The sequence below is a fragment of the Maribacter sp. 4U21 genome (assembly GCF_002742365.1).
Lineage (GTDB): Bacteria > Bacteroidota > Bacteroidia > Flavobacteriales > Flavobacteriaceae > Maribacter.
Genome location: NZ_MDGN01000039.1, coordinates 87942 through 110747, shown reverse-complemented (window position 1 = coordinate 110747; position 22806 = coordinate 87942). Strand labels below are relative to the sequence as shown.

Below are 22806 nucleotides of genomic sequence, written 5' to 3'. Positions count from 1 at the left end.
TATGAGTCAAGGGTTAAATCAAGATAATATCACCCCTTCAGAGAAACCTCAAGAAAGTGGTGAGGAAGTAAAAAAAGACCTGAAGGGTTTAGCGGGTAGCGTAAAAAGGTTTTTGTCCGAGCTGTTGGATATACGAACTAATACGGATCAGGATGCCACCAAGGAAGCTATTATTGCAGACATTCCTTTCAAAGGGCACACGTCTTGGATTCTTATCTGTTCTATTTTTATAGCCTCTATCGGGTTAAACGCGAACTCTACCGCTGTTGTCATTGGTGCGATGCTTATTTCGCCATTAATGGGCCCTATCTTAGGAATTGGCTTGTCCATTGGCATTAACGATATTGATACCTTAAAGCGTTCTCTTAAGAATTTTGCGGTAATGGTTATACTCAGTGTTCTGACCGCTTTTCTTTTCTTTAAGTTTTTTCCGCTTCGAAATGAATCATCCGAGTTATTGGCAAGAACCGCACCAGATATAAGGGATGTTTTAATCGCGTTCTTTGGTGGTCTGGCCCTAGTCATCGCCAGAGCTAAAAAGGGAACTATTGCAAGTGTTATATTCGGTGTGGCCATTGCTACCGCGTTGATGCCTCCACTTTGTACCGTGGGGTTTGGATTGGCTATCGGGAATTGGGAATATGCCATGGGTGCTATGTATTTATTTACGATAAATACGATTTTCATTGCCCTGGCTACCTTTCTAATTATAAAGTTGTTGCGGTTTCCAATGGTCCGTTATGTCAATTCTAAAAGGCGTAGACTCATTGCTAGACTGGCTTCCTTGGTGGCGGTTGCCGTAATGATACCTGCAGGAATTACGTTTTATAAGGTATTTCAAGAATCACTTTTTAGAAGAGAGGCAAACAATTTTATAAACGAAAAAATTGCGCTGTATCAATTTTCTGGAGAGGGTAGATTTTTAGAGGATTTTACAGATATAGAATTTAATGACGGCCTAGACCCTTCCATTGAAATAGTTTTTATGGGAAGTGAGACTATTCCGGATAACATTATTGCTACCTGGGAAAATCAAATGAACGAATATCCTAAATTAAAGGGAAGTGCGTTAAACGTAGTTCAGGGCTCAAAAAGTGGAGCGGCGAATGAACTCAAATATGTGAATGAACTTTACGAATCCCAAAAAAATCAATTATCGAGTAAAGACGAAAAAATAGCGCTATTGGAATCGGAATTGACGCGCCTAAATAAAAGTGCGGTAGGTCAAATACCATTTGTGGAGATAAGTCTTGAAGCTAAGACCAATTACGAAAATTTATACCGATTGGGGTATTCTTACCTCATTTCTACTGATTTTACCAAGACGGATACTATACCAGTTTTTGAGGTGACTTGGAAAAAGGAAGCTAAACGTTTTCAAACAGAAAAGGATGCAAAAAAAATTTTCGAGTGGCTTAAACTTCGTTTGAAAGATGAAAATATCAAGATAAAAGAAGTTATTAGTGACTAGTTTCGCTCTTCAATATACATCTGGCGAACTTTTTTGAACAGATCGGAAGAGTACACAAAATTCGTTACGGCTTCATTGTCCGTTTTAAATATTTCATTTTTAGTGCCTTCCCATTCCTTAAGACCATTTTTAAGAAATAATATCTTTTCCCCTATTTGCATCACGGAATTCATATCATGCGTGTTTATCACTGTGGTAATATCGTATTCTTCCGTAATTTCTTTGATTAAGTTGTCAATTAAAATAGCCGTTTTAGGATCTAGTCCGGAGTTAGGTTCGTCGCAGAAAAGATACTTTGGGTTCATAACAATGGCCCTTGCAATGGCAACACGTTTTTGCATTCCACCGGAGATTTCAGATGGGTATTTGTGATGGGCATCAATTAAGTTTACTCTCTTTAATACGGTGTTTACGCGATCTTCCATTTCCGAGGCAGACTGTTTGGTGAACATTTCCAAAGGAAATTTTACATTTCCTTCAACCGTCATACTATCAAAAAGTGCACTGCCCTGGAAGACCATACCCATATCTTGGCGCAAATCTCTCTTTTCATCTTCGGTTAGGTTAGCGTATTGTCTGCCATCGTAGACAATGGAACCTTCTTCAGGACTAAAGAGACCTAGAAGACATTTTAAGAAAACTGTTTTTCCCGACCCACTTTGCCCGATGACCAAATTGGTTTTCCCATTTTCAAAAGTTGTGGATATTCCTTTAAGAACATGTGCTTCTCCAAACGATTTTTGTATGTCATTCACTTCTATCATTAGCCTAAGAGGAGTTGCGTTAATAAATAGTTTAAGATAATGATCACCACACTTGTCCACACGAATGCAGTGGTGCTGGCCTTCCCCACTTCTAAAGCTCCACCTTTCATATAATAGCCATGAAAGGACGGAATTGTAGCTATTACAAAGGCAAAGATTAAAGTTTTTACAAAAGCGTAGGCAATGTGAAAGGGGACAAAATCTGTCTGAAGCCCCGATACAAAATCGGCACTGGTTAAAAAGCCACCGAATACACCCGCTATCCATCCTCCAAAAATGCCCACATACATAGAAATGGCAATAGCAAAGGGATAGAAAAGCATGGCGATTATCTTAGGAAAGACTAAATAATTCAATGAGTTTACACCCATGACTTCAAGGGCGTCTATTTGTTCCGTTACCCGCATGGTACCGATACTCGAGGTAATGTAAGAACCTACTTTGCCGGCCATTATTATCGATACGAAAGTGGGCGCAAACTCTAGGATAACGGATTGTCTAGTAGCAAAACCTATAAGACTTCTCGGTATAATAGGATTGGTAAGGTTTAAGGCCGTCTGTATGGCAACGACCGCACCGATGAAAAAAGAGATAAAAACGATGATACCCAAAGAGCCGTATATGAGCTCGTCTATTTCCTTTAAAATGAGCGATTTCATTATCCTCCATTTGGTCGGTTTTTTAAAAACCTCCCGAACCATAATTGAGTAGCTGCCAATAGACGCTAAGTAGTTCATATATTAAGAATATATTTCTTAACGTAAAAATAAGAATAAAGGACTTCATTTAACTTCCAATTAAACTTTTAAGAAGGATTTTATTTACTTTTACGCATCAACATTCGCAGCATGAACAAAAGAAATCGAATTTCCTTTTTAACCCTTTTTACAGGTATTTTCACTGTGTTTAACCTATCGGCACAAAAGAAAGGCAAAATGGCAGATGAGAGTGATCTTAGGACTTCGCCAAAATTGGTAGTGGGTATCGTTGTAGACCAAATGCGTTATGATTATTTGACCCGTTTTTATAATGATTTTGGGGATGACGGGTTTAAGCGAATGGTGAAAGAAGGTTTTAATTGTAAGAATAACCACTTTAATTATGCGCCTACTAGCACAGGGCCGGGGCATACCTCGGTATATACAGGTACCACTCCTGCTACGCATGGTATCATAGGAAACAATTGGTATGACAAAGAACAGGATATTGAAGTCTACTGTGCGTCCGATGATAGCTATAGTTCTGTGGGTACCATGTCTGATGCAGGAAAAATGTCACCACATCGCATGACGGGTACAACAATTACCGATGAGTTGCGCCTACATACACAGATGAGGGGTAAGACCATTGCTATAGCGTTAAAGGATAGAGGTGCAGTTCTTCCAGGGGGGCATACCGCCAATGCTGCTTATTGGTTTCATGGTGCCGACGAGGGAAAATGGATAACTAGTTCATATTATATGACCACGTTGCCAAAATGGGTGAACGATTTTAATTCTTCCGGTGCGGTACAGTCTTACAAAAAACCTTGGAATACTTTAAGGGATATCACCAGCTACACGGAAAGTGGAAAGGATGACAATAAGTACGAAGGGCTGTTTGAGACGGAAACGACACCTACCTTTCCCCATAGTACTCCTAATTTATTGGATAAGACAAGGGATTTTGAATTTATTAAGGCCACGCCTTATGGGAATAGTATTACCGCTGATTTTGCCATTGAAGCATTAAAAAATGAAAACCTGGGAAAGGATGATATACCGGATTTTTTGGCCATAAGTTTTTCTAGCACCGATTATGTAGGACATAAATTCGGGGTCAATTCAAAAGAAATTCAAGATACTTACGTACGATTAGATGAAGACCTGGCGCGTTTGTTCAAAGCATTGGACAAAAATGTTGGCGAAGGGGAATATACACTCTTTTTGACCGCCGATCATGGTGCCATAGAAGTGCCTGCTTATTTGAAGGATGTTAAGATACCTGCAGGTCATGTAGATTATAACACTACGAAAGACAAGTTTTCGGATTTTTTAAAATATAAGTATGGAACAGAAGGTATAGTAAAGAATTTTTCAAATCTGCAATTGTTTTTAGATCATAAGATTATCAAGAACTTGGATTTAAGTTTAAAAGATGTACAAGAGGAGATTGCGAAAGAATTTCTGGGTTACGATTATGTAGATAGGGTGTATACAGGGTATCAAATGTGGCAATATCAATATACTTCTGGCATCCCGTACATACTGCAAAAGGGGTATAACCAAAAACGGTCCGGTGATGTCTTGGTGGTCTTAAAGCCTAACACTATCAGCTATCCTATGACAGGGTCCACTCATGGTTCCCCTCAAATATATGACACACATACGCCATTACTTTTCTATGGGAAAGGCATCAAAAAAGGAAATACGGTACAACGAACAGAAATTCCCGATATTGCCCCTACGGTGGCTGCCCTGTTGGGAATTTCCTTTCCAAGCGGTACCACGGGAAAGCCCATTCCAGAGGTATTACAGTAATTATTGTTATGAGCAGACTTCCAATAGGTATATTTGACTCGGGCGTGGGAGGTACATCCATATGGAAAGAAATCCATAACCTTTTGCCTAACGAGCATTATATCTATTTAGCGGATAGTAGAAATGCTCCCTACGGAGAAAAATCACCTGAGGAAATACTACGGTTAAGTATTAAGAATACGGAATTTCTCTTAGATAAAGGGTGTAAGCTGATAGTTGTAGCCTGCAATACGGCCACCACCAATGCGATTGACTATTTAAGAAAAACGTATAAAATACCTTTTATTGGCATTGAACCGGCGATAAAACCGGCAGCATTAAATTCAAAATCAAAGCGGGTTGGTGTATTGGCGACTAAAGGAACTTTGTCCAGCACTTTGTTTCATAGTACCGCTCAAAACCACGCCGAAGGAATAGAAATTATTGAGCAACAAGGTAAAAGTTTAGTGGAGCTTATAGAAAAAGAAGCATTGCAAAGTGAGGCTATCAGAGGGCTTTTAAAAGAATTTTTAGAACCGATGATCGCAAAGGATATAGATTTCCTTGTATTGGGATGTACGCACTATCCTTATTTAATACCTGTATTAAAGGAGTTGTTACCGGAGCATGTGCAAATCATAGATTCGGGCGAAGCAGTAGCTAGGCAGACCAAAGCAATTTTGAAAAAAGTGGGAAATTTAAATAGTGCCAGCGAAAAAGGAACGCACCAATTTTTTACCAATGGGGAAGTAGCTGTTTTACAGCGTTTTGTCCTCAAGGAATCGGTTCAGCAAGAAGTAAGCTTTTTAGACTTTTAAGAACCTGAAATTTTATGGTACGTTAGGTACGTAAAAGCATATGCGTGTTTTTCATCTTTTGGGTGATGTTCTTCGGAGACAAGTTCCCATTTTTCTTTATCTATCTTAGGGAAAAAAGTGTCTGCTTCAAAATTACCGTGCACTCTTGTAAGTTCAATCTTGTTTGAATAAGGTAGTCCCTGTTGATAAATTTCACCTCCACCAATAATAAAAACATTTTCGTCTTCCGCCAGTTTCAAGGCTTCTTCAAGCCCGTGGACTATGATACAATCCTTAAAGGGCACCGTATAGTTTTTATCCCGAGTTACTATAATATGGATGCGGTTAGGCAGTGGTTTAGGAAAGCTTTCAAAGGTCTTACGACCCATGATAATTTTATGTCCCGTTGTTAATTTTTTAAAACGCTTAAAATCGTTTGGCAGGTGCCACAAAAGGTCGTTGTCCTTTCCCAAGGCGTTATTCTCCGCGGCGGCGGCAATCATGGTAATACTGTTCACTTAAATCTTTTTAAATATATCTTAATCAAATGCAAAAAGCGGACCAAGTAAATAGGACTATGGCTATCTTTAGGTTAAAGATAAGCTAATTGGGATTTTCTGGTTTAATTTGTTCTTTTATTCAGAATTGTCTTTTTTCATTGCTACCTTAATTTCTAGTCATAAGATGCATAATAACCGGCTAACGTATATCATAGGATGCTTCATAGTTTTTAGCAGTTTTTTTTGTACGTCTCAAACTATAGTACAATCAGCTACATTATCCGATTACGCTCTTGAGCTCACGAACTAAAGGGTAAGTTATGACCCCAGTTATTTTGCACTAAAATATCCCAACGGTGATGTTCCGAGCGATAAGGGTGTTTGTACAGATGTCATTATTCGCGCCTATAGAAAGTTGGCAATAGATTTACAAAAAGAAGTGCATGAGGACATGAGGTCCAATTTTGAGGCTTATCCAAATAATTGGGGTTTAACAACAACGGATAAGAATATAGATCATCGTAGGGTTCCTAATTTGATGAGGTTTTTTGAACGACATGGTGAGGTTAAAGCTAATTCAGAACTGGCAACAGATTATCTACCCGGGGATATTGTTTGTTGGGATTTAGGTCATGGACTAACACATATTGGTATAGTGGTGGATAAAAAATCAAAAGATGGAAAGAGAAACCTTATTGTTCATAATATTGGCGCCGGACAAGTTCTTGAGGATATGCTTTTTGATTTTAAGATAATTGGGCATTATAGATATAAAGAATAGATGGATAAAGTAAGAAAGGAATTTCCGGTAACGCGAAAAGGTATTTACGCGAACACAGCCGTGTATGGGCCATTATACGATTCTCTTATAGATTGGCGCCAAGAGCACGATTTAGATTTTCTGCTGCACGGAAGCGGAATGCGAAAAAAATCACTTCAAATACTTTCTGATACCCGAAAAACTGTTGGTCAGTTCTTTAACTGCAAAAGGGAGGATGTAGCCTTGATCAACAATTTTTCCACCGGACTCAATGTCTTGTTAGAAGGTCTTCATCCCAAAAAGAAGATTTTACTTCTGGAGAATGACTATCCTTCCGTCAATTGGTCTTTTGAAAACAGAGACTTTGACATCTCTTACGTAAAAACAAGTGCTACCGTTGAGGAGAAAATAGAAAAAGCAATAGGCGCTCAACATATCGATGTTTTGGCACTAAGTCTTGTGCAATGGCTAGATGGTTTTTTAATTGATTTGGCTTTTGTCAAGAAATTAAAAACTACCTATCCTAATTTAATAATCATGGCAGATGGGACGCAATTTTGCGGCACAAGGCAATTTAACTTTGCAGATTCTGGGATAGATGTTTTGGGGGCAAGTGCCTATAAATGGCTTTTGGCCGGTTATGGAAATGGTTTTATGTTATTCTCGGACCGTGTAAAGGAACTATTTTCTTTGTCCACTATTGGTTTCAATGCCGCCAATGGCGATTTCGATAAAAAAGATGCAATACGTTTTGCAAAGCAATTTGAGCCAGGACACTTGTCATGCCTAAATTTTGGAAGTCTAAAATTTTCCATGGAATTTATGCAGCGCATAGGAATGGATAAAATATCACAGTATAATCAATTGCTTTCTGAAAAAGCAAAACAACAGTTTAATTCCCTTGGGTTACTTGAAGATAGAATTGTGGAACGAAAAGCGCACAGTACTATTTTTAATATAAAGGTAGATACTAGGGTTTTCAATCATTTATTAGAGAATAACGTGAGTTGTGCACAACGAGGAGACGGTGTTAGGCTTAGTTTTCACTTTTACAATACAGAAAATGAGATAGATGCTATTGTAAAAATCTTAAAGACAGCCTTATAGCTATTAACTACTTCTAATTTTTGGAGGTTCTAATTTTAAAATTGACGTTAAATGTTGCTAAATTTTTATCAAAATGATAAAAATGATGTTAGTCATTGTAAATGAGCATCTTAATGCAGTAGTTTTGCCGTATATTCTAAAAATGAATTAACATGGCAATTGCAAAACAATATTTAAAAACAAAACCAGTATGTAAGGTAACTTTTACCGTGCCTGCTGAAGAAGCAAAAAAAGTAGCAGTAGTTGGAGATTTCAATAATTGGAGCCCAAAAGGCAGCACTTTAAAAAAATTGAAGAACGGAACTTTTAAAGGTACGTTTGATTTACCAAAAGAAAATTCTTTTGAGTTTAAGTACATCGTTGATGGTGCTTACGTTAATGAAACTGAAGCTGATCGTTATCAGTGGAATGATTATGCAGGTTCTGAGAACGCTGTTCTAGAAGTTTAACATAGGCAGGAAAAGTTGTGCAAAAGGCATGGATAATATCCATGCCTTTTGCATTTAAACCTTTATAGCCAATTATTTTTCTACTGTGACATCTTTCCAAAAAGCTACTCTGCCTTTGATGCCTTTGGCCAATTCGCTCACTTCTGGGTAATACCAGGCCGCATCCGGGTTTTGTTTTCCATCAACTTCTAAAGTGTAATAAGAGGCTGTTCCTTTCCACGGACAAGAAGTATGAGTGTCACTACATTTAAAATATTCTTTTTTAATACTTTCTGCTGGGAAGTAATGATTGTTTTCTACTATGAGCGTGTCATCACTTTCTGCAATTACGGTATTGTTCCAAATAGCTTTCATGGCTTTTATTTTAGTTGTTAAACTGACTTTTTAAAAAGATAATTTTTATAATAGTTCTTTGAGTCGGTAAATTCTGTAATAACTTGCAGTCCCGATTTTTCAGCCAGCCATTTCACTGTTTGGTCGTCATATTTTTGAGAAATTTCCGTGTGAATGGTTTCCCAAGCTTCAAAGGAGAGATTCAGACCTAAATCAGCAATATGCACTTTTTGACTTTCTTTCGACACTAAAAAGCTTTTTGCCGTGCCCGTTTCAGGGTCATAGACTTCCCAATGGATGAACTTGTCAAGTTTAAAATTGGCATGTAGTTCTCTATTGATACGGACTAATAAATTTTTATTGAAAGCTGCGGTAATTCCCTCTTGATCATTATAAGCGTTCAGTATCGTCTGGGGGTTCTTTTTTTGGTCAAAGCCTATAAATAAGAGGTCGTTTGGTTGCATGTAACTTTGTACTTTGGATAAAAATTCAATGGCTTGCTCATGTAGGAGGTTACCAATGTTTGAGCCTAGGAATAGAATCACTTTTCTTTCCTCTGAATTAAAATGAAGTGTTTCCAGCGTTTCAAAATAAGTTCCTTGCAGCGGTTCTGTTTTAAGACCTGGTATTTCTATCTCTAAATTTTTTTTGAGGGAATCTAGCGCGTTTTGGCTTATATCTATTGGTCTAAAGGTAAAGTTGATATCTTTTTCTGTAAAATGACGTAGTAATATCTTTGTTTTCTTACCATCACCGGCACCCATTTCAATGAGGTGGAAAAAACTATCTCCGTTGGAAAAATAAGAAGCTATTTCTGCCTTGTGCTTTTCTAAAATTGAAAATTCGGTATCTGTAAGATAATATGTGGGCATAGCCATAATATCTTGAAAAAGCTTATCTCCAGCTTTGTCGTAAATATATTTTGAGGATAAATACTTGGGATAGGCTGTAAGGCCTTGGTAGACCTCCCTTTGAAATTGGGAAGTAAACTTTGGTTCGGTTTCGTTTTGCATAGATGCTATGTCGTAATTATTTGGCCAACCTTAAACCAGTAAATTGCCATCTTAAGTTCGTTTGAAAAAAATTGCGATAGGTGGGTCTAGAATGGCTGTTCGGGGTAGCTACGGAACTACCTCTAAGAACTTTTTGGTTTACCATAAACTTACCATTGTATTCCCCTAAGGCTCCATCGGCTTTTTTATAATTGGGATAGGGGAGGTAGGCACTTTCAGTCCATTCCCAACGCTGTCCCCATGAAAACAAATGCTGTGCCGCTTCCCATTCAAATTCAGTGGGAAGTCTGCAATCCTTCCATTGGGCATAGGCAAAAGCCTCAAAATAAGAAATATGGGTCAGGGGTTCATTCAAGGCTATTTCTCGTAAACCGTTTAGTGTGTAATGGTGCCATTCACCATCAATTTTATGCCAATATAAGGGCGCACTAATAGCTTCATTATTCACCCAATCCCATCCTTCTGCATGCCAAAGCTCAAACCTTTGGTAACCTCCAGCTTCTATGAACGCTATGAATTCTCCATTGGTCACCAAACGGTTGGCTATGGAGTAGTCATTCAGATAAACCTTATGTCTCCCTAGTTCATTGTCATAACAGAAACCTTCGTTAGCATGACCTATTTCATAGATTCCTTCCGTAATGGATATCCATTCATGGGCATGCTTTTCAGGAACATGCTCTTGAAAAGTATCGGAATATTTAGGCAGTAGCGGATTGTTGCCTAAAACATATTTAATATCCGTCAACAATAATTCTTGATGTTGTTTTTCATGGTGTATCCCTATTTCCAGCACTTCATGTAATGTGGTATTTTGTACTTCGGACAATAATTCTGTGAGTGCTGAGGTAACATATTTCCGGTAATCGTAAACTTCTTGTACGGAAGGTCTGGACATATTGCCTCTATCGGCTCTGACCACTCTCTTACCTACGGTCTCATAGTAACTATTGAACACAAATGAGAAATCAGCATTGAAAACCTTGTAGTCTGGTTGATAGACTTTGAGTATGAACTCTTCAAAGAACCAAGTAGTATGTCCCAGATGCCATTTTGGTGGAGATACGTCCACAATGGGTTGAACTACATAGTCTTCTGTCTCAAGCGGAAAACAAATAGTTTCTGTATGCTTCCGTGTTTCAATGAAGAAATCCAGAAGCGTATGGGTAAGAATCATGAAAACAATTTTCTCTAAAGATAAATAAAATAGGTTTTTGGTAATTAATGCATAAGGATAAGAGATTGCAATTATACCGCTACCGCCCCTTTTATATGAGGGTGTGGATTATAATCTAATAAAGTAAAATCCTCAAACTTAAAATCAAAAATATCTTTCACCTCTGGGTTGAGCACCATTTTAGGTAGCGGTCTAGGTTCCCTGCTCAATTGTAATTCAACCTGTTCCATGTGGTTGTTGTAAATATGGGCGTCACCAAAGGTGTGAATAAAATCACCTGGTTCGTAGCCACAGACCTGGGCCATCATCATGGTAAACAATGCATAAGAGGCGATATTAAAAGGAACGCCCAAGAAAATATCCGCGCTTCTTTGATAGAGTTGGCAAGATAATTTACCATCGGCCACGTAAAACTGAAAAAATGCGTGACAAGGGGGCAATGCCGCTTTATTGTTCGCTACGTTTTCAGAAAACGATTTTGAAGTATCTGGAAGCACACTGGGATTCCAAGCGGATACCAGCATTCTTCGGCTGTTTGGGTTGGTTTTCAGGGAATGGACAACTTCTTTGATCTGGTCTATTTCATCATCGTTCCAATTACGCCATTGATGCCCGTAAACTGGACCCAAATCACCATTTTCGTCTGCCCATTCGTTCCATATTCTAACTCCGTTTTCCTGCAGGTATGCAATATTGGTGTCTCCTTTTAAAAACCAAAGCAGTTCGTATACAATGGATTTTAAGTGTAATTTTTTTGTGGTTACCATGGGAAACCCTTTACTAAGGTCAAATCGCATTTGGTAACCGAAAACACTTTTTGTACCTGTTCCCGTGCGATCTCCTTTTTGGTTACCTTCAGCGAGTACGTGTTTTAATAAGTCGTGGTATTGTTTCATAGGCCCCTCTTCCGTCTCCCCAAAGGGGAGACACTTTTTAAGAATACTAAAATAAAAGTATTGGAGCTGTTTAGCTATTAAAAACAAATTTGATTATGAACTATTTATCAACCAGTATTTAGAAGTCCTCTTCCCTTTGGGGAGCGGATTTAGGGGAGGGGCTTTTAACCCAAAATCATACCGGCAATTGTTGCAGATAAGAGTGATGCTAATGATCCGCCCAAAACAGCTTTCATTCCAAACTCAGAAAGGGTCTTTCTTTGGCCAGGGGCTAGTGAGCCTATTCCGCCAATTTGTATGCCTATTGAAGCAAAGTTGGCAAATCCACAAAGCATATAAGTGGCCATGATAATGGATTTGTTGAATTTTAAGTGTGGCAAGCTGGTCACGTCCTTCAATTCTGCCAATTGAATATAGCCTACAAATTCGCTTGCGGCCAGTTTAATACCTAGTAATTGCCCCATGAGCATAATATCTTCTTTAGCAATACCTATCAGCCACATTAAAGGGGCAAATATGGTTCCTAGAATAGCTTCCAAAGAAAATTTTTGATAAGAGGTGTTCTCCGCCATCCAGCCATTGAGATTGGTAAAATCTCCTGTCCATTCCAAAATACCGTTGACCATAGCAATAATAGCAACAAAAACTAAGAGCATGGCGCCAACATTTACAGCTAGTTTTAGACCTTCGGTTGTGCCATTGGCAATAGCATCAAGGAGATTAGATCCTATTTTTTCTGAAGAAACAGTAACGTCGGTATTGACCGCCTCCGTTTGTGGGTACAACATTTTAGAAATTACAATAGCACCTGGCGCGGCCATAACGGAGGCTGCTAGTAGGTGTTTTGCGAATAATAATTGTAAAGTTTCATCCTCTCCTCCTAAAAATCCTATATATGCCGCTAAGACAGCACCGGCCACGGTAGCCATACCGCCAACCATGACTAAGAGAATTTCCGACTTTGTCATCTTCTCCAAATAAGCCTTGATCAATAGTGGGGCTTCGGTCTGGCCCAAAAAAATATTACCGGCTACGGAAAGACTTTCCGCTCCTGAAATACCCAGACTTTTGGATAACAACCAAGCAAGCCACTTTACCACCTTTTGTATTACTCCCAAGTAAAAAAGCAAAGATGTTAAGGCGGAAAAGAAAATTATGGTAGGTAGTACCTGAAAAGCGAAAATATACCCAAAGGTGCCTGTGTCAACGACAAGGCCTTCAAAGAGAAATTTACTGCCGGCACGGGTAAATTCTAAAATGCTCACGAATATTTTACCGATTTGTTCAAATATCAACTGTACAAAAGGTACTTTAAGCACCCCAATGGCTATCAATAGTTGCAGGCAAAGACCAATACCTACGGTTCTCCAGTTAATCGCCTTACGATTGGAACTGAACAAGAATGCTAAGGAAAGTAGCACTATCATGCCCAAAATACCTCGCCAGAGGCTATTTAGTGAAAAACCTTCACTGGGGATAGCAGAATTCATGGTATCCGAAGCTACATCGTTTATGATGGTCGTATCTACAGGATTACTAAGGGATTCGGTAACTGGAGCTGTGGTCTGGGAAAAAAGGCTAAGGGTTACAAGTAGGCAGAATGTTGTAAGCAACCAAGTACCTTTCTTCATAAATTGGGGTTTGTCCATTAATTTCTCTTGGATATTTCATCCCTCAGCTTTGCGGCTTTCTCGTAATCTTCATTGGCCACTGCTTTGGCCAATTCCTTTTCTAGTTCATCTATACTTAATTCAGTATATCCATCGGTTGCACCTTGGTCTATGGAAATTGTTTCCCCCTCTTGAAGAATCTCATCTACCATAATACTGTCGTCAGTATCTTTCTTGTCACCGTCTTTAGGGGAGAATTTCAAGAAAATACCCGCTTTGTCCAGAATGGTCTTATATGTAAAGATGGGTGCGTTAAACCGGAGTGCCAAAGCAATCGCATCACTTGTTCTTGCGTCAATGATTTCCTCTATTCCGTCTCGTTCGCATATAATACTGGAATAGAAAACACCATCTACTAGTTTATGTATGATTACCTGTTTAATGACAATTTCAAACCTATCCGAAAAATTTTTAAATAGGTCGTGGGTAAGCGGTCTTGGTGGTTTTATCTCTTTTTCCAAGGCTATGGCAATGGATTGTGCCTCAAAAGCCCCTATGACGATAGGTAATTTTCGGTCTCCCTCAACTTCGTTCAATATAAGGGCATAGGCACCATTCTGGGTTTGGCTATAGGAAATACCCTTTATTTTCAATCGTACTAGACTCATTGGATAGTTTAAAATAAAAAAGGCTGTTCAGATAACTGGGACTCCAACTATTTGAACAGCCCTTTCGGGGCACAAATTAACAAAATTTAGCTGTTTTGAGCTTTAAAATCCTTTAATTTTTCGATGAGTTGTGGCACCACTTCAAAAGCATCACCCACGATGCCGTAATCTGCGGCTTTAAAAAATGGAGCTTCAGGGTCCGTATTAATAACCACCTTTGTTTTTGATGCGCTAACACCTGCTAGGTGCTGTATGGCTCCAGAGATTCCTATTGCGATATAAAGATTACTTGCTACAGGTTTCCCGGTCTGTCCTACGTGCTCTCCATGCGGTCTCCAGCCTAAATCGGAAACGGGCTTGGAACATGCCGTCGCGGCACCGAGTACATCGGCTAATTCTTCTACCATTCCCCAATTTTCCGGACCTTTTAAACCTCTTCCTGCAGATACGACGATATCGGCATCAGCAATAGTTGCTTTACCGACCACTTTATCTATTTCCGTTGATTTGGTACTAAAGGCATTATCGGATAGGGACACGGCGAAATCTTCAACGGTAGCACTGGTCTTATTCTCAATAGCACCAAAAGCATTATTGGAAACACCGATCACTTTCTTCTCGGAATTTATGGCGGTATGGGCAAAACCTTTGTTACTAAAAACTGTTCTTTTTACTTTGAAAGGGCTGGTACTCTCTGGTGCCGCAACAACATTAGGTACATAACCTGCATTTAAAGATGCTGCTAGCAGTGGTGCCATGAATTTGGTGTCCGCACTAGAGCTTACGATGGTAACCGTAGCACTTTCGTTTTCGACTGCACTAACGACCACTTGCGCATAAGCTTTAGCGTTAAAGGTGCCTAAGGCGTCGTTTTTTACGTGTAAGACCTTCGTAATTCCGTAATCTCCAAGCAGCTCGTTCTCATCACAATTTATGGTTACCGCAGTGGCGGATGTGCCTAACTGCTTTGCAACTTCGGCAGCATAAGAAGCTACTTCGAAGGCATTTTTTTTCAATTTTCCGTTTTCGGACTCTGTATATACAACAACTGACATTTTTCTTTCTTTTTAGATTAACTACCTATATTACTTTGGCCTCGTTGTGAAGTAGGTTCACCAATTCGTCTACATCGTTAGCAAGCTTTACGGCTCCCTTCGGTGCGGGCTTATCAAACTTAACATCTTGCGTTGTCTTAGCGGTATCAACGGGTTCAACAACAGTTAATTTTTTCTGGCGCGCTTGCATTATTCCTCTCATATTTGGGATGCGAAGATCACTTTCTTCAACAAGACCTTTTTGTCCGCCAACCACTAAAGGAAGACTAGTACTTAGGGTTTCTTTACCGCCATCTATTTCTCTTGTTGCAGTCGCGGTGCTCCCGTCCACCTCAAGTTGTACGCAGGTATTTACGAAGTTCATATCCAGTAAAGATGCCAGAATACCCGGCACCATTCCGCCATTATAATCAATAGATTCTCTACCTCCTATAACCAAATCATAGGCTCCGTTTTTAACAACATCCGCAAGTTGCTGGGCAACAAAAAAACCATCTGTAGGTTCTGCGTTAACCCGTATGGCCTCATCGGCACCGATAGCCAGAGCCTTGCGCATTGTGGGTTCTACATTAGGACCTCCTACTGTGGCAACATGAACGGTACCGCCTTGTTTTTCTTTGAACCACATTGCCCTCGTTAATCCAAATTCATCATTAGGGTTGATTACGAATTGGACGCCGTTCGTATCGAATTTAGTATCTCCTTCGGTAAAATTTATCTTTGAAGTAGTGTCTGGAACATTACTTATGCAAACTAATATTTTCATTTATGAAATGCTTTTAAAATGATGGTAACGAAGATAGCTAATAATTTCCAAATTTACTATGCATGCATAGTAAATTTTATAACTTTTTTTGATTCCAGCATTCATTAAATTGACATAATATTTGCTATTTTTGCTTGCTTTCATACGAATAGAATCTATATAATTATCCATATACATGAAAACATTACAGTTTAGAGAGGCTATTGCCGAAGCCATGTCAGAAGAGATGAGAAGAGATGAATCCATTTATTTGATGGGTGAGGAGGTTGCTGAGTACAATGGTGCCTACAAAGCTTCTAAAGGTATGTTAGATGAGTTTGGAGAGAAAAGGGTCATAGATACGCCTATCTCCGAATTGGGTTTTGCGGGCGTTGCCGTAGGGTCTACGATGACAGGGAACAGACCCATAGTAGAATTTATGACATTTAATTTTGCGTTGGTCGGTATTGACCAGATAATAAATAATGCTGCAAAGATCAGGCAAATGTCCGGTGGGCAATTTCCTTGTCCTATAGTTTTTAGGGGACCTACTGCTTCGGCGGGTCAATTAGCAGCTACGCATTCACAGGCATTTGAAAGTTGGTACGCCAACTGTCCAGGTCTTAAAGTGGTGGTACCATCTAATCCGGCAGATGCCAAAGGACTTTTAAAAGCGGCCATTAGGGATGATGATCCGGTCATTTTCATGGAATCGGAGCAGATGTACGGAGATAAGGGTGAGGTTCCCGAAGGAGAATATACCATTCCCCTGGGCGTTGCAGACATGCGAAGAACGGGCAGCGATGTTACCATTGTGTCTTTCGGCAAAATTATAAAGGAAGCGGACAAGGCTGCCGACGAGTTAGAAAAAGAAGGTATTAGTTGTGAGATTATCGATTTACGTACGGTAAAACCAATGGACTATGATGCAATTTTAAAGTCGGTCAAGAAAACCAATCGTTTAGTGGTATTAGAAGAAGCTTGGCCTTTTGGTAATGTTGCTACGGAAATCACTTATTACGTTCAAGCTCATGCGTTTGATTATTTGGATGCTCCAATCGTTAAAATTAATACCGCGGACACTCCTGCTCCCTATTCTCCCGTATTATTGGAGGAGTGGTTACCAAACCATAAGGATGTGGTGAAGGCGGTTAAAAAAGTATTATATAAATAATTATCAAACTTTTGTAAAAGTATCTTAGCTTCTTCGACCAAGGTCAAAGAAGCTTTTTTGTTGGTATGTTATTTGCAGTGTAGCTTTTGAGAACATCATCATTCATGAAACAAATCATATTTTCCTTTTTTCTTTTCTTTATTGCTATAAGTAGTGCTCAGACCAAGGTTAGCGGTATGGTTTTGGATGATGCGGGCGAGCCTGTAGCTTTTGCCAACGTATTGTTCAAGAACTCTACAGAAGGAACGATCACCAATGATAATGGTAGATTTTACTTGGAGTCGGATAACAATCATGAGATTTTGATCGTATCCTTCATTGGGTTCGAAAATCAGGAAATAACTTTAAAATCTAGGGTCAACTACGAAATGGAGATTGTTCTCGCGGAAGCAGCAGAACAATTAAACGAGGTGGTGTTAATTTCCGGAAAGCAGTCTAAAAAGAATAATCCGGCTGTAGACATCCTTCGAAAAATATGGGCCAAAAAACGAGAGAACGGGGTACGGAAATTTAAACAGTACGCTTTTGATAAGTATGAAAAAGTAGAGTTTGACCTCAATACGATTGATAGTGCCCTAATGCAACGAAAAATTTTCAAGGGACTCGAGTTCGTGTTTCAGGATTTGGATACGTCTAGGATTACCGGCAAAACCTATCTGCCCATATTTTTGAACGAAACCTTTTCTAAGGTGTATGGCGATAATAGTCTCAAAGAAGAGATAGAGGAAGTCTTGGGGAACAAGAATTCAGGTTTCGACAGTAATCAGGCCATCATCGCTTTTGTAAAGGACCTTTACCAGAATTATGACATTTATGATAATTACCTAAAGTTTTTTGATAAGAGCTTTACCAGTCCATTGTCACGAACGGGAGTAGATACCTATAATTATGCATTAAGGGATAGTGCCTTTATCGATAACAAATGGTGTTATAATATTGTCTATTATCCGCGTCGAAAAAATGAACTTACGTTCAAAGGAGATTTTTGGGTAAATGATTCTACTTGGGCCATAAAGAACATCAACTTGGAAGTAACCAAAAGTGCCAATATCAATTGGGTCAAGGAAATTTACATAGAGCAAGATTTTGAGGTGATGAACGATTCCGTCTTTTTACTTAAGCGGGATTATATGTTAAGTGATTTTAGTTTTAAAAAGAAAGAGGAATCAAAGGGTGTTTATGGTAAACGGACGACGGTTTTTGATAATTATAAATTTGATAAGGCACAGCCAAAAGAGTTTTACCGAAGCAAAGGAAATCCTTTAGAACCTAAACTCATCGTAAAGGATGATGCTTTTTGGGAAGAAAATAGGCTGGAATCCCTTAATAAGGACGAGGCCGGAATTTACAAGTTGCTCGATACGCTAAAAACAGTACCAAAGTTTAAGTCCTACTACAATATAGTGAGTGTCCTAGGTTCTGGGTATGTGGAGATTAATAAATGGAACCTGGATATAGGCACCATCTATGATTTTTTCGGTTTTAACGATGCGGAAGGACCCAGAGTTCGGCTTGGTGCAAGGACTTATCGCGGGCAAAACGATCTATGGCGTGTTGAGGGTTACGGAGCCTATGGTTTTACCGATAAAAAATTTAAGCACGGAATTTCGGGAAAGTTCTTGCTGGATCAAAAGAGCAGGTTAATCGTATCCGGTGGAAATAGGAGGGATATTGAACAACTGGGAGTTAGTCTAACCGCTACGAACGATGTTTTGGGAAGGAGCGTCGCATCTTCGTCACTACTAACCGTTGGGGCCAATAACAGGTTAACGAACATAAATTTGAGCGCACTTAATTTTGAAATTGAACCTATTACCAATTTACGGGTTTCGGTCGGAGGTACGTTTAGAACGCTCAGTTCTGCTCTGCCCAATAATTTTAGTTTAGACTATGTTGATGCAACATCTCCTACAGGGGTGGCATCGGAGATAGGACAATTCGATTTTAATACTTTGTTGATATTTACACCGGGCAAACAGACTATTGGTTATGGTGTTGAAAGAAGGGATGTAAACGATACTTACAGCACATTGCTGCTTAACTTCACCAAAGGCACAAATGGATTCTTGGATAGCGATTTTAATTATAGTAAACTTCAATTCTCCTATAATCAGCCATGGCAACTCGGAGGGTTTGGTAGATTAATGAGTACCATAGAACTTGGAAAAACCTTTGGAGAAGTGCCTTTAGGGCTGTTGAGTGTAGTCCCTGGCAACCAGACCTTTTTTTCTAATTACGGCACTTTTCCCAATCTTGATTTTTATGAGTTCGTAACGGATACCTATGCCGCTGTACATCTTGAACATAATTTTAATGGGCGACTCTTCTCTAGGATACCGTTTTTGCGTAAATTGAACTTAAGGGAAATTGTGGGACTCAGAGGAGTATGGGGAGATTTGTCCGATGCCAACAGGGCTTTGAGTGCACCTGCAACTATAAATACACCGTTAAGGGCTCCTTCAGAAACCATATACTACGAGTATACTTTTGGTATCGGTAATATTTTTAAAATCTTTAGAATTGATTTTAATTTTAGAGGGAACTATCTGGATAACCCGGAGGCAAGGCCCTTTGGGGTCACAGGGACCTTCGGTTTTAGTTTTTAATAAATACGGCAGTCTAACAATTTAGTGCACAGGCTTTCGTTCAACTAATGTTCATAGCATAAATAACTAAATAGTATGAGTAAAGATGAAGAAGTAACTTTTGATGTATTAATAGAAATACCAAAGGGAAGTAGAAATAAATACGAATACGATTTTACACTTCATAAAATAAGATTTGACCGTATGTTGTTCTCGTCCATGATGTATCCTGGAGACTATGGCTTTGTCCCAGAGACCTTGGCCTTGGACCAAGACCCATTGGACGTATTGGTTTTGGGTACGGAACCTACATATCCCATGGTGGTGATGGAGGTTAGGCCCATAGGTGTTTTTCACATGACGGACGAAAAAGGGCCCGATGAAAAAATAATCTGTGTCCCTGTTAGCGACCCCGTTTGGAACAACAAATATGATTTAAGCGACATAAATCCGCATCGTAAAAAAGAAATCAAACATTTTTTCAAAGTCTATAAGGATTTGGAGGAAAAGAAAGTAGATACTGGTGGTTGGGGCAATGCGGCCGAGGCCATAGCAATATACCATGAATGTGTGAAGCGCTATGACGAAAGCGAACATAAGAAGAAACGCACCTTTACGATATAGATAAATATCATATTATAAAAAGCCACTTTTAGCAATAAAAGTGGCTTTTTTTATTCTATTTGATTTTAGTACATTAGCAGCCGTTTAAAAAACTATAAAACAACTGAACAAATGGAATTAATTGTACAATTTCTACCGGTATTTGGTGTCTTAGCGCTCGTATTCGTAGCGATTAAAAATGCCTGGGTAGGTAAACAAGAAGTCGGAAACGACAAAATGGCGCGTATAGCGAAGAATATTGCAGACGGTGCAATGTCTTTCTTAAAGGCCGAGTATAAAATCCTTTCGATTTTTGTAGTGGCAGTGGCCGCTCTATTGTATTTCAAGGGAAGTAATGAGGCAGGTTCGCACGGTATGGTGGCCGTATCCTTTATTGTTGGGGCTATCTGCTCTGCACTAGCAGGATTTATTGGAATGAAAGTAGCTACCAAGGCAAATGTAAGGACTACCCAAGCGGCTAAAACCTCTTTAGGAAAAGCACTAGAGGTCGCTTTTGCTGGTGGGGCGGTTATGGGACTAGGTGTTGTTGGTCTTGGTGTTTTAGGACTCAGTGGGTTGTTCATGATTTATCAGAATATTTGGTCTGGGCCAGATAATCTTGGTCTGGTACTTAATGTACTTTCTGGTTTCTCTTTGGGTGCCTCGTCCATTGCACTTTTTGCACGTGTAGGTGGTGGTATCTATACAAAAGCTGCTGATGTTGGTGCCGATTTAGTAGGAAAGGTAGAAGCAGGAATTCCAGAAGATCATCCTTTAAACCCGGCTACGATTGCTGATAACGTTGGTGACAACGTTGGTGATGTTGCGGGTATGGGAGCAGATTTATTTGAATCCTACGTTGGTTCTATTATAGGAACTATGGTTCTTGGAGCATTCATTATTACTCCTGATTTCGCAGGGTTGGGTGCAGTATATCTTCCATTGGTACTGGCGGCAGTGGGTATTATTATGTCCATTATAGGAACCTTCTTTGTTAGGGTGAAAGATGGCGGGAACCCACAAACAGCTTTGAACATCGGAGAATTCGGTTCCGCAGGTTTAATGGTGATTGCGTCTTTCTTTATCATCAATGCATTGATACCAGAATCTGTAGAAGGCCTTCCGAGTGGAGCTATGGGTATTTTCTATGCTACCTTGGCCGGTCTTATTGCTGGTCTAGGTGTTGGTAAGATTACAGAATATTATACAGGAACGGGTACAAAACCGGTGAATTCCATAGTAAAACAATCAGAAACAGGAGCTGCAACTAACATCATTGCTGGTTTAGGTGTAGGTATGATGTCTACGATGATTCCTATTCTCTTGATTGCTGCGGCAATTTTAATTTCGCATCATTTTGCTGGACTTTACGGAATTGCGATTGCTGCTGTAGGAATGTTGGCGAATACGGGAATACAATTGGCCGTTGATGCCTACGGACCAATTTCCGATAATGCTGGTGGTATCGCAGAAATGGCAGAATTAGAACCAGAAGTAAGAGAGCGTACGGATAAATTAGATGCGGTTGGTAATACGACTGCAGCAATTGGTAAAGGTTTCGCCATTGCTTCCGCTGCTTTAACGGCATTGGCCTTGTTCTCCGCTTTTATGAAGGTAGCTAACGTAACTTCAATCGATGTTTCTAAACCTACCGTAATGGCAGGTCTTTTAGTTGGTGGTATGTTACCGTTCGTTTTCTCCGCACTTTCCATGAATGCCGTGGGTAGAGCTGCGATGGCAATGATTGAAGAGGTTCGTCGTCAGTTTAGGGATATTCCACAATTAAAGGCGGCACTTGAAGTAATGAGAGCGGTAGATTCGGATATGTCCAAAGCTACTCCTGCGCAACGAGAAATTTTCGATGCTGCCGATGGGTATGCAGAATATGACAAATGTGTGGATATTTCTACCAAAGCTTCCATTAAGGAAATGGTATTGCCAGGTTTATTAGCGATTGCCGTGCCGGTTGCCGTTGGATTCATCGGTGGTGCTGAAATGTTAGGCGGGCTATTGGCCGGTGTTACAACTTGTGGTGTTCTAATGGCTATTTTCCAATCTAACGCAGGTGGTGCATGGGATAATGCCAAGAAAATGATTGAGTCGGACGGTCGTAAAGGAACAGATGCTCATAAGGCGGCTGTAGTGGGAGATACCGTTGGTGATCCTTTCAAGGATACCTCAGGACCATCTTTGAACATCTTGTTAAAATTAATGTCCGTTGTTGCTTTGGTGATTGCACCTAGTATAGCCATGAGCGGAGATACCATGACGGCCTACAACGAATCTAAAACTGCTACAGAAGTAGTTTCCAGTCAAACAGAAAGAAGTGTTGAGGTTTCTATGACCAATAACGTCGACGGAACTTCAAGAGCTGTAGTGGTGACTACGCTAACAGAAAACGGAGAGGAATCTGTTTCGGAACAAGTTTTTGAGGGAACGGAAGAAGAGGTAAAAGCTAAAATAGCATCATTTAATGCTACTTCTGAAGACGTTAAAGTTCAAATAGAAAAAGTGGTTGAAGAAGTAAAAGAGGAAATGAACTAGACCTAGTTCTTACTTCATATTAAAAAAGCCCTTCATGGATTCCATGAAGGGCTTTTT

The 22806-nt window shown here is 39.6% G+C and carries 20 protein-coding genes and 1 pseudogene; 10 read left to right on the top strand and 11 right to left on the bottom strand.

All coding sequences use genetic code 11. The annotated features are described in order from the left end of the window. Position 1: 1 nt before the first annotated feature. Positions 2-1471: a DUF389 domain-containing protein gene (locus BFP77_RS08495; RefSeq protein WP_099573609.1), complete on the top strand. Its 1470-nt coding sequence runs from the start codon at positions 2-4 to the stop codon at positions 1469-1471. Here the strand turns inward: BFP77_RS08495 and BFP77_RS08490 are convergent. Both BFP77_RS08490 and BFP77_RS08485 read right to left on the bottom strand, forming a co-directional pair. After that, entirely contained in the window at positions 1468-2235 is a 768-nt protein-coding gene (locus tag BFP77_RS08490) for an ABC transporter ATP-binding protein (protein WP_099573608.1), read from the bottom strand. The genes BFP77_RS08495 and BFP77_RS08490 overlap by 4 nt on opposite strands. Then, complete coding sequence (locus BFP77_RS08485; protein ID WP_099573607.1) at positions 2235-2972, bottom strand: MlaE family ABC transporter permease; 738 nt, start codon at positions 2970-2972, stop codon at positions 2235-2237. Before BFP77_RS08485 ends, BFP77_RS08490 begins: the two co-directional genes overlap by 1 nt. A 111-nt stretch (positions 2973-3083) precedes the next feature. Here BFP77_RS08485 and pafA point away from each other — a divergent pair, with 111 nt between their 5' ends. Together pafA and murI are read left to right on the top strand one after the other, a co-directional pair. After that, the gene (gene pafA / locus BFP77_RS08480; protein WP_099573606.1) at positions 3084-4754 is read left to right on the top strand and encodes an alkaline phosphatase PafA; all 1671 of its coding nucleotides are present in this window, start codon (positions 3084-3086) and stop codon (positions 4752-4754) included. 8 nt (positions 4755-4762) lie between these two features. Continuing rightward, a complete protein-coding gene (gene murI / locus BFP77_RS08475; protein ID WP_099573605.1) occupies positions 4763-5551 on the top strand; it encodes a glutamate racemase in 789 nt (262 codons plus the stop codon). Here murI and BFP77_RS08470 read toward each other — a convergent pair. After that, a complete protein-coding gene (locus tag BFP77_RS08470; RefSeq protein ID WP_099573604.1) occupies positions 5548-6033 on the bottom strand; it encodes a dihydrofolate reductase in 486 nt (161 codons plus the stop codon). The genes murI and BFP77_RS08470 overlap by 4 nt on opposite strands. Before the next feature lie 181 nt (positions 6034-6214). Between BFP77_RS08470 and BFP77_RS08465 the strand changes: the two are divergent. The 3 genes and pseudogenes from BFP77_RS08465 (at position 6215) to BFP77_RS08455 (ending at position 8346) form a co-directional block, all read left to right on the top strand. Continuing rightward, a pseudogene (locus BFP77_RS08465) lies at positions 6215-6811 on the top strand (DUF1287 domain-containing protein). Next, the gene (locus BFP77_RS08460; protein ID WP_099573603.1) at positions 6812-7897 is read left to right on the top strand and encodes an aminotransferase class V-fold PLP-dependent enzyme; all 1086 of its coding nucleotides are present in this window, start codon (positions 6812-6814) and stop codon (positions 7895-7897) included. Positions 7898-8049: 152 nt separating this feature from the next. Further along, complete coding sequence (locus BFP77_RS08455) at positions 8050-8346, top strand: isoamylase early set domain-containing protein (RefSeq protein WP_099573602.1); 297 nt, start codon at positions 8050-8052, stop codon at positions 8344-8346. A gap of 72 nt (positions 8347-8418) precedes the next feature. Here BFP77_RS08455 and BFP77_RS08450 read toward each other — a convergent pair whose 3' ends face one another. The 8 genes from BFP77_RS08450 to BFP77_RS08415 all read right to left on the bottom strand — a co-directional run bounded on the left by BFP77_RS08450 (position 8419) and on the right by BFP77_RS08415 (position 15864). After that, the gene (locus BFP77_RS08450; RefSeq protein WP_099573601.1) at positions 8419-8700 is read right to left on the bottom strand and encodes a DUF427 domain-containing protein; all 282 of its coding nucleotides are present in this window, start codon (positions 8698-8700) and stop codon (positions 8419-8421) included. A gap of 17 nt (positions 8701-8717) precedes the next feature. Beyond that, positions 8718-9692, bottom strand: a complete 975-nt coding sequence (gene egtD / locus BFP77_RS08445; RefSeq protein WP_099573600.1) for an L-histidine N(alpha)-methyltransferase — start codon at positions 9690-9692, stop codon at positions 8718-8720. Positions 9693-9708: 16 nt separating this feature from the next. Continuing rightward, on the bottom strand, positions 9709-10869 hold the full coding sequence (gene egtB, locus BFP77_RS08440) for an ergothioneine biosynthesis protein EgtB (protein WP_099573599.1): 1161 nt from the start codon (positions 10867-10869) through the stop codon (positions 9709-9711). Between the two features lie 71 nt (positions 10870-10940). Continuing rightward, positions 10941-11765 (bottom strand): thymidylate synthase, encoded by an 825-nt coding sequence (locus BFP77_RS08435; RefSeq protein WP_099573598.1) that lies wholly within the window; start codon positions 11763-11765, stop codon positions 10941-10943. 164 nt (positions 11766-11929) lie between these two features. Next, positions 11930-13396 (bottom strand): NupC/NupG family nucleoside CNT transporter, encoded by a 1467-nt coding sequence (locus tag BFP77_RS08430; RefSeq protein WP_099573597.1) that lies wholly within the window; start codon positions 13394-13396, stop codon positions 11930-11932. Positions 13397-13413: 17 nt separating this feature from the next. Then, positions 13414-14043: a bifunctional nuclease family protein gene (locus tag BFP77_RS08425; RefSeq protein ID WP_099573596.1), complete on the bottom strand. Its 630-nt coding sequence runs from the start codon at positions 14041-14043 to the stop codon at positions 13414-13416. 86 nt (positions 14044-14129) lie between these two features. Beyond that, a complete protein-coding gene (locus BFP77_RS08420) occupies positions 14130-15098 on the bottom strand; it encodes an electron transfer flavoprotein subunit alpha/FixB family protein (protein WP_099573595.1) in 969 nt (322 codons plus the stop codon). Between the two features lie 25 nt (positions 15099-15123). Then, a complete protein-coding gene (locus BFP77_RS08415; protein ID WP_099573594.1) occupies positions 15124-15864 on the bottom strand; it encodes an electron transfer flavoprotein subunit beta/FixA family protein in 741 nt (246 codons plus the stop codon). 175 nt (positions 15865-16039) lie between these two features. Here BFP77_RS08415 and BFP77_RS08410 point away from each other — a divergent pair, with 175 nt between their 5' ends. The 4 genes from BFP77_RS08410 to BFP77_RS08395 all read left to right on the top strand — a co-directional run bounded on the left by BFP77_RS08410 (position 16040) and on the right by BFP77_RS08395 (position 22749). Continuing rightward, entirely contained in the window at positions 16040-17017 is a 978-nt protein-coding gene (locus BFP77_RS08410) for a pyruvate dehydrogenase complex E1 component subunit beta (RefSeq protein WP_099573593.1), read from the top strand. A 104-nt stretch (positions 17018-17121) separates the two neighbouring features. Beyond that, complete coding sequence (locus BFP77_RS08405; protein WP_099573592.1) at positions 17122-19623, top strand: DUF5686 family protein; 2502 nt, start codon at positions 17122-17124, stop codon at positions 19621-19623. A 75-nt stretch (positions 19624-19698) separates the two neighbouring features. Further along, entirely contained in the window at positions 19699-20226 is a 528-nt protein-coding gene (locus BFP77_RS08400; RefSeq protein ID WP_099573591.1) for an inorganic diphosphatase, read from the top strand. Positions 20227-20337: 111 nt separating this feature from the next. Then, a complete protein-coding gene (locus BFP77_RS08395) occupies positions 20338-22749 on the top strand; it encodes a sodium-translocating pyrophosphatase (protein WP_099573590.1) in 2412 nt (803 codons plus the stop codon). Positions 22750-22806: the final 57 nt, after the last annotated feature.

What these genes read in the sequence shown, in the direction of transcription:
- BFP77_RS08495 (WP_099573609.1), top strand. Translation starts at nt 2, where the DNA reads ATGAGTCAAGGGTTAAATCAAGATAATATCACCCCTTCAGAGAAACCT.
- pafA (WP_099573606.1), top strand. Translation starts at nt 3,084, where the DNA reads ATGAACAAAAGAAATCGAATTTCCTTTTTAACCCTTTTTACAGGTATT.
- BFP77_RS08450 (WP_099573601.1), bottom strand. Translation starts at nt 8,700, where the DNA reads ATGAAAGCTATTTGGAACAATACCGTAATTGCAGAAAGTGATGACACG.
- egtB (WP_099573599.1), bottom strand. Translation starts at nt 10,869, where the DNA reads ATGATTCTTACCCATACGCTTCTGGATTTCTTCATTGAAACACGGAAG.
- BFP77_RS08395 (WP_099573590.1), top strand. Translation starts at nt 20,338, where the DNA reads ATGGAATTAATTGTACAATTTCTACCGGTATTTGGTGTCTTAGCGCTC.
- BFP77_RS08425 (WP_099573596.1), bottom strand. Translation starts at nt 14,043, where the DNA reads ATGAGTCTAGTACGATTGAAAATAAAGGGTATTTCCTATAGCCAAACC.
- BFP77_RS08410 (WP_099573593.1), top strand. Translation starts at nt 16,040, where the DNA reads ATGAAAACATTACAGTTTAGAGAGGCTATTGCCGAAGCCATGTCAGAA.
- BFP77_RS08460 (WP_099573603.1), top strand. Translation starts at nt 6,812, where the DNA reads ATGGATAAAGTAAGAAAGGAATTTCCGGTAACGCGAAAAGGTATTTAC.
- BFP77_RS08405 (WP_099573592.1), top strand. Translation starts at nt 17,122, where the DNA reads ATGAAACAAATCATATTTTCCTTTTTTCTTTTCTTTATTGCTATAAGT.
- murI (WP_099573605.1), top strand. Translation starts at nt 4,763, where the DNA reads ATGAGCAGACTTCCAATAGGTATATTTGACTCGGGCGTGGGAGGTACA.
- BFP77_RS08400 (WP_099573591.1), top strand. Translation starts at nt 19,699, where the DNA reads ATGAGTAAAGATGAAGAAGTAACTTTTGATGTATTAATAGAAATACCA.
- BFP77_RS08435 (WP_099573598.1), bottom strand. Translation starts at nt 11,765, where the DNA reads ATGAAACAATACCACGACTTATTAAAACACGTACTCGCTGAAGGTAAC.
- egtD (WP_099573600.1), bottom strand. Translation starts at nt 9,692, where the DNA reads ATGCAAAACGAAACCGAACCAAAGTTTACTTCCCAATTTCAAAGGGAG.
- BFP77_RS08485 (WP_099573607.1), bottom strand. Translation starts at nt 2,972, where the DNA reads ATGAACTACTTAGCGTCTATTGGCAGCTACTCAATTATGGTTCGGGAG.
- BFP77_RS08470 (WP_099573604.1), bottom strand. Translation starts at nt 6,033, where the DNA reads ATGATTGCCGCCGCCGCGGAGAATAACGCCTTGGGAAAGGACAACGAC.
- BFP77_RS08420 (WP_099573595.1), bottom strand. Translation starts at nt 15,098, where the DNA reads ATGTCAGTTGTTGTATATACAGAGTCCGAAAACGGAAAATTGAAAAAA.
- BFP77_RS08415 (WP_099573594.1), bottom strand. Translation starts at nt 15,864, where the DNA reads ATGAAAATATTAGTTTGCATAAGTAATGTTCCAGACACTACTTCAAAG.
- BFP77_RS08455 (WP_099573602.1), top strand. Translation starts at nt 8,050, where the DNA reads ATGGCAATTGCAAAACAATATTTAAAAACAAAACCAGTATGTAAGGTA.
- BFP77_RS08490 (WP_099573608.1), bottom strand. Translation starts at nt 2,235, where the DNA reads ATGATAGAAGTGAATGACATACAAAAATCGTTTGGAGAAGCACATGTT.
- BFP77_RS08430 (WP_099573597.1), bottom strand. Translation starts at nt 13,396, where the DNA reads ATGAAGAAAGGTACTTGGTTGCTTACAACATTCTGCCTACTTGTAACC.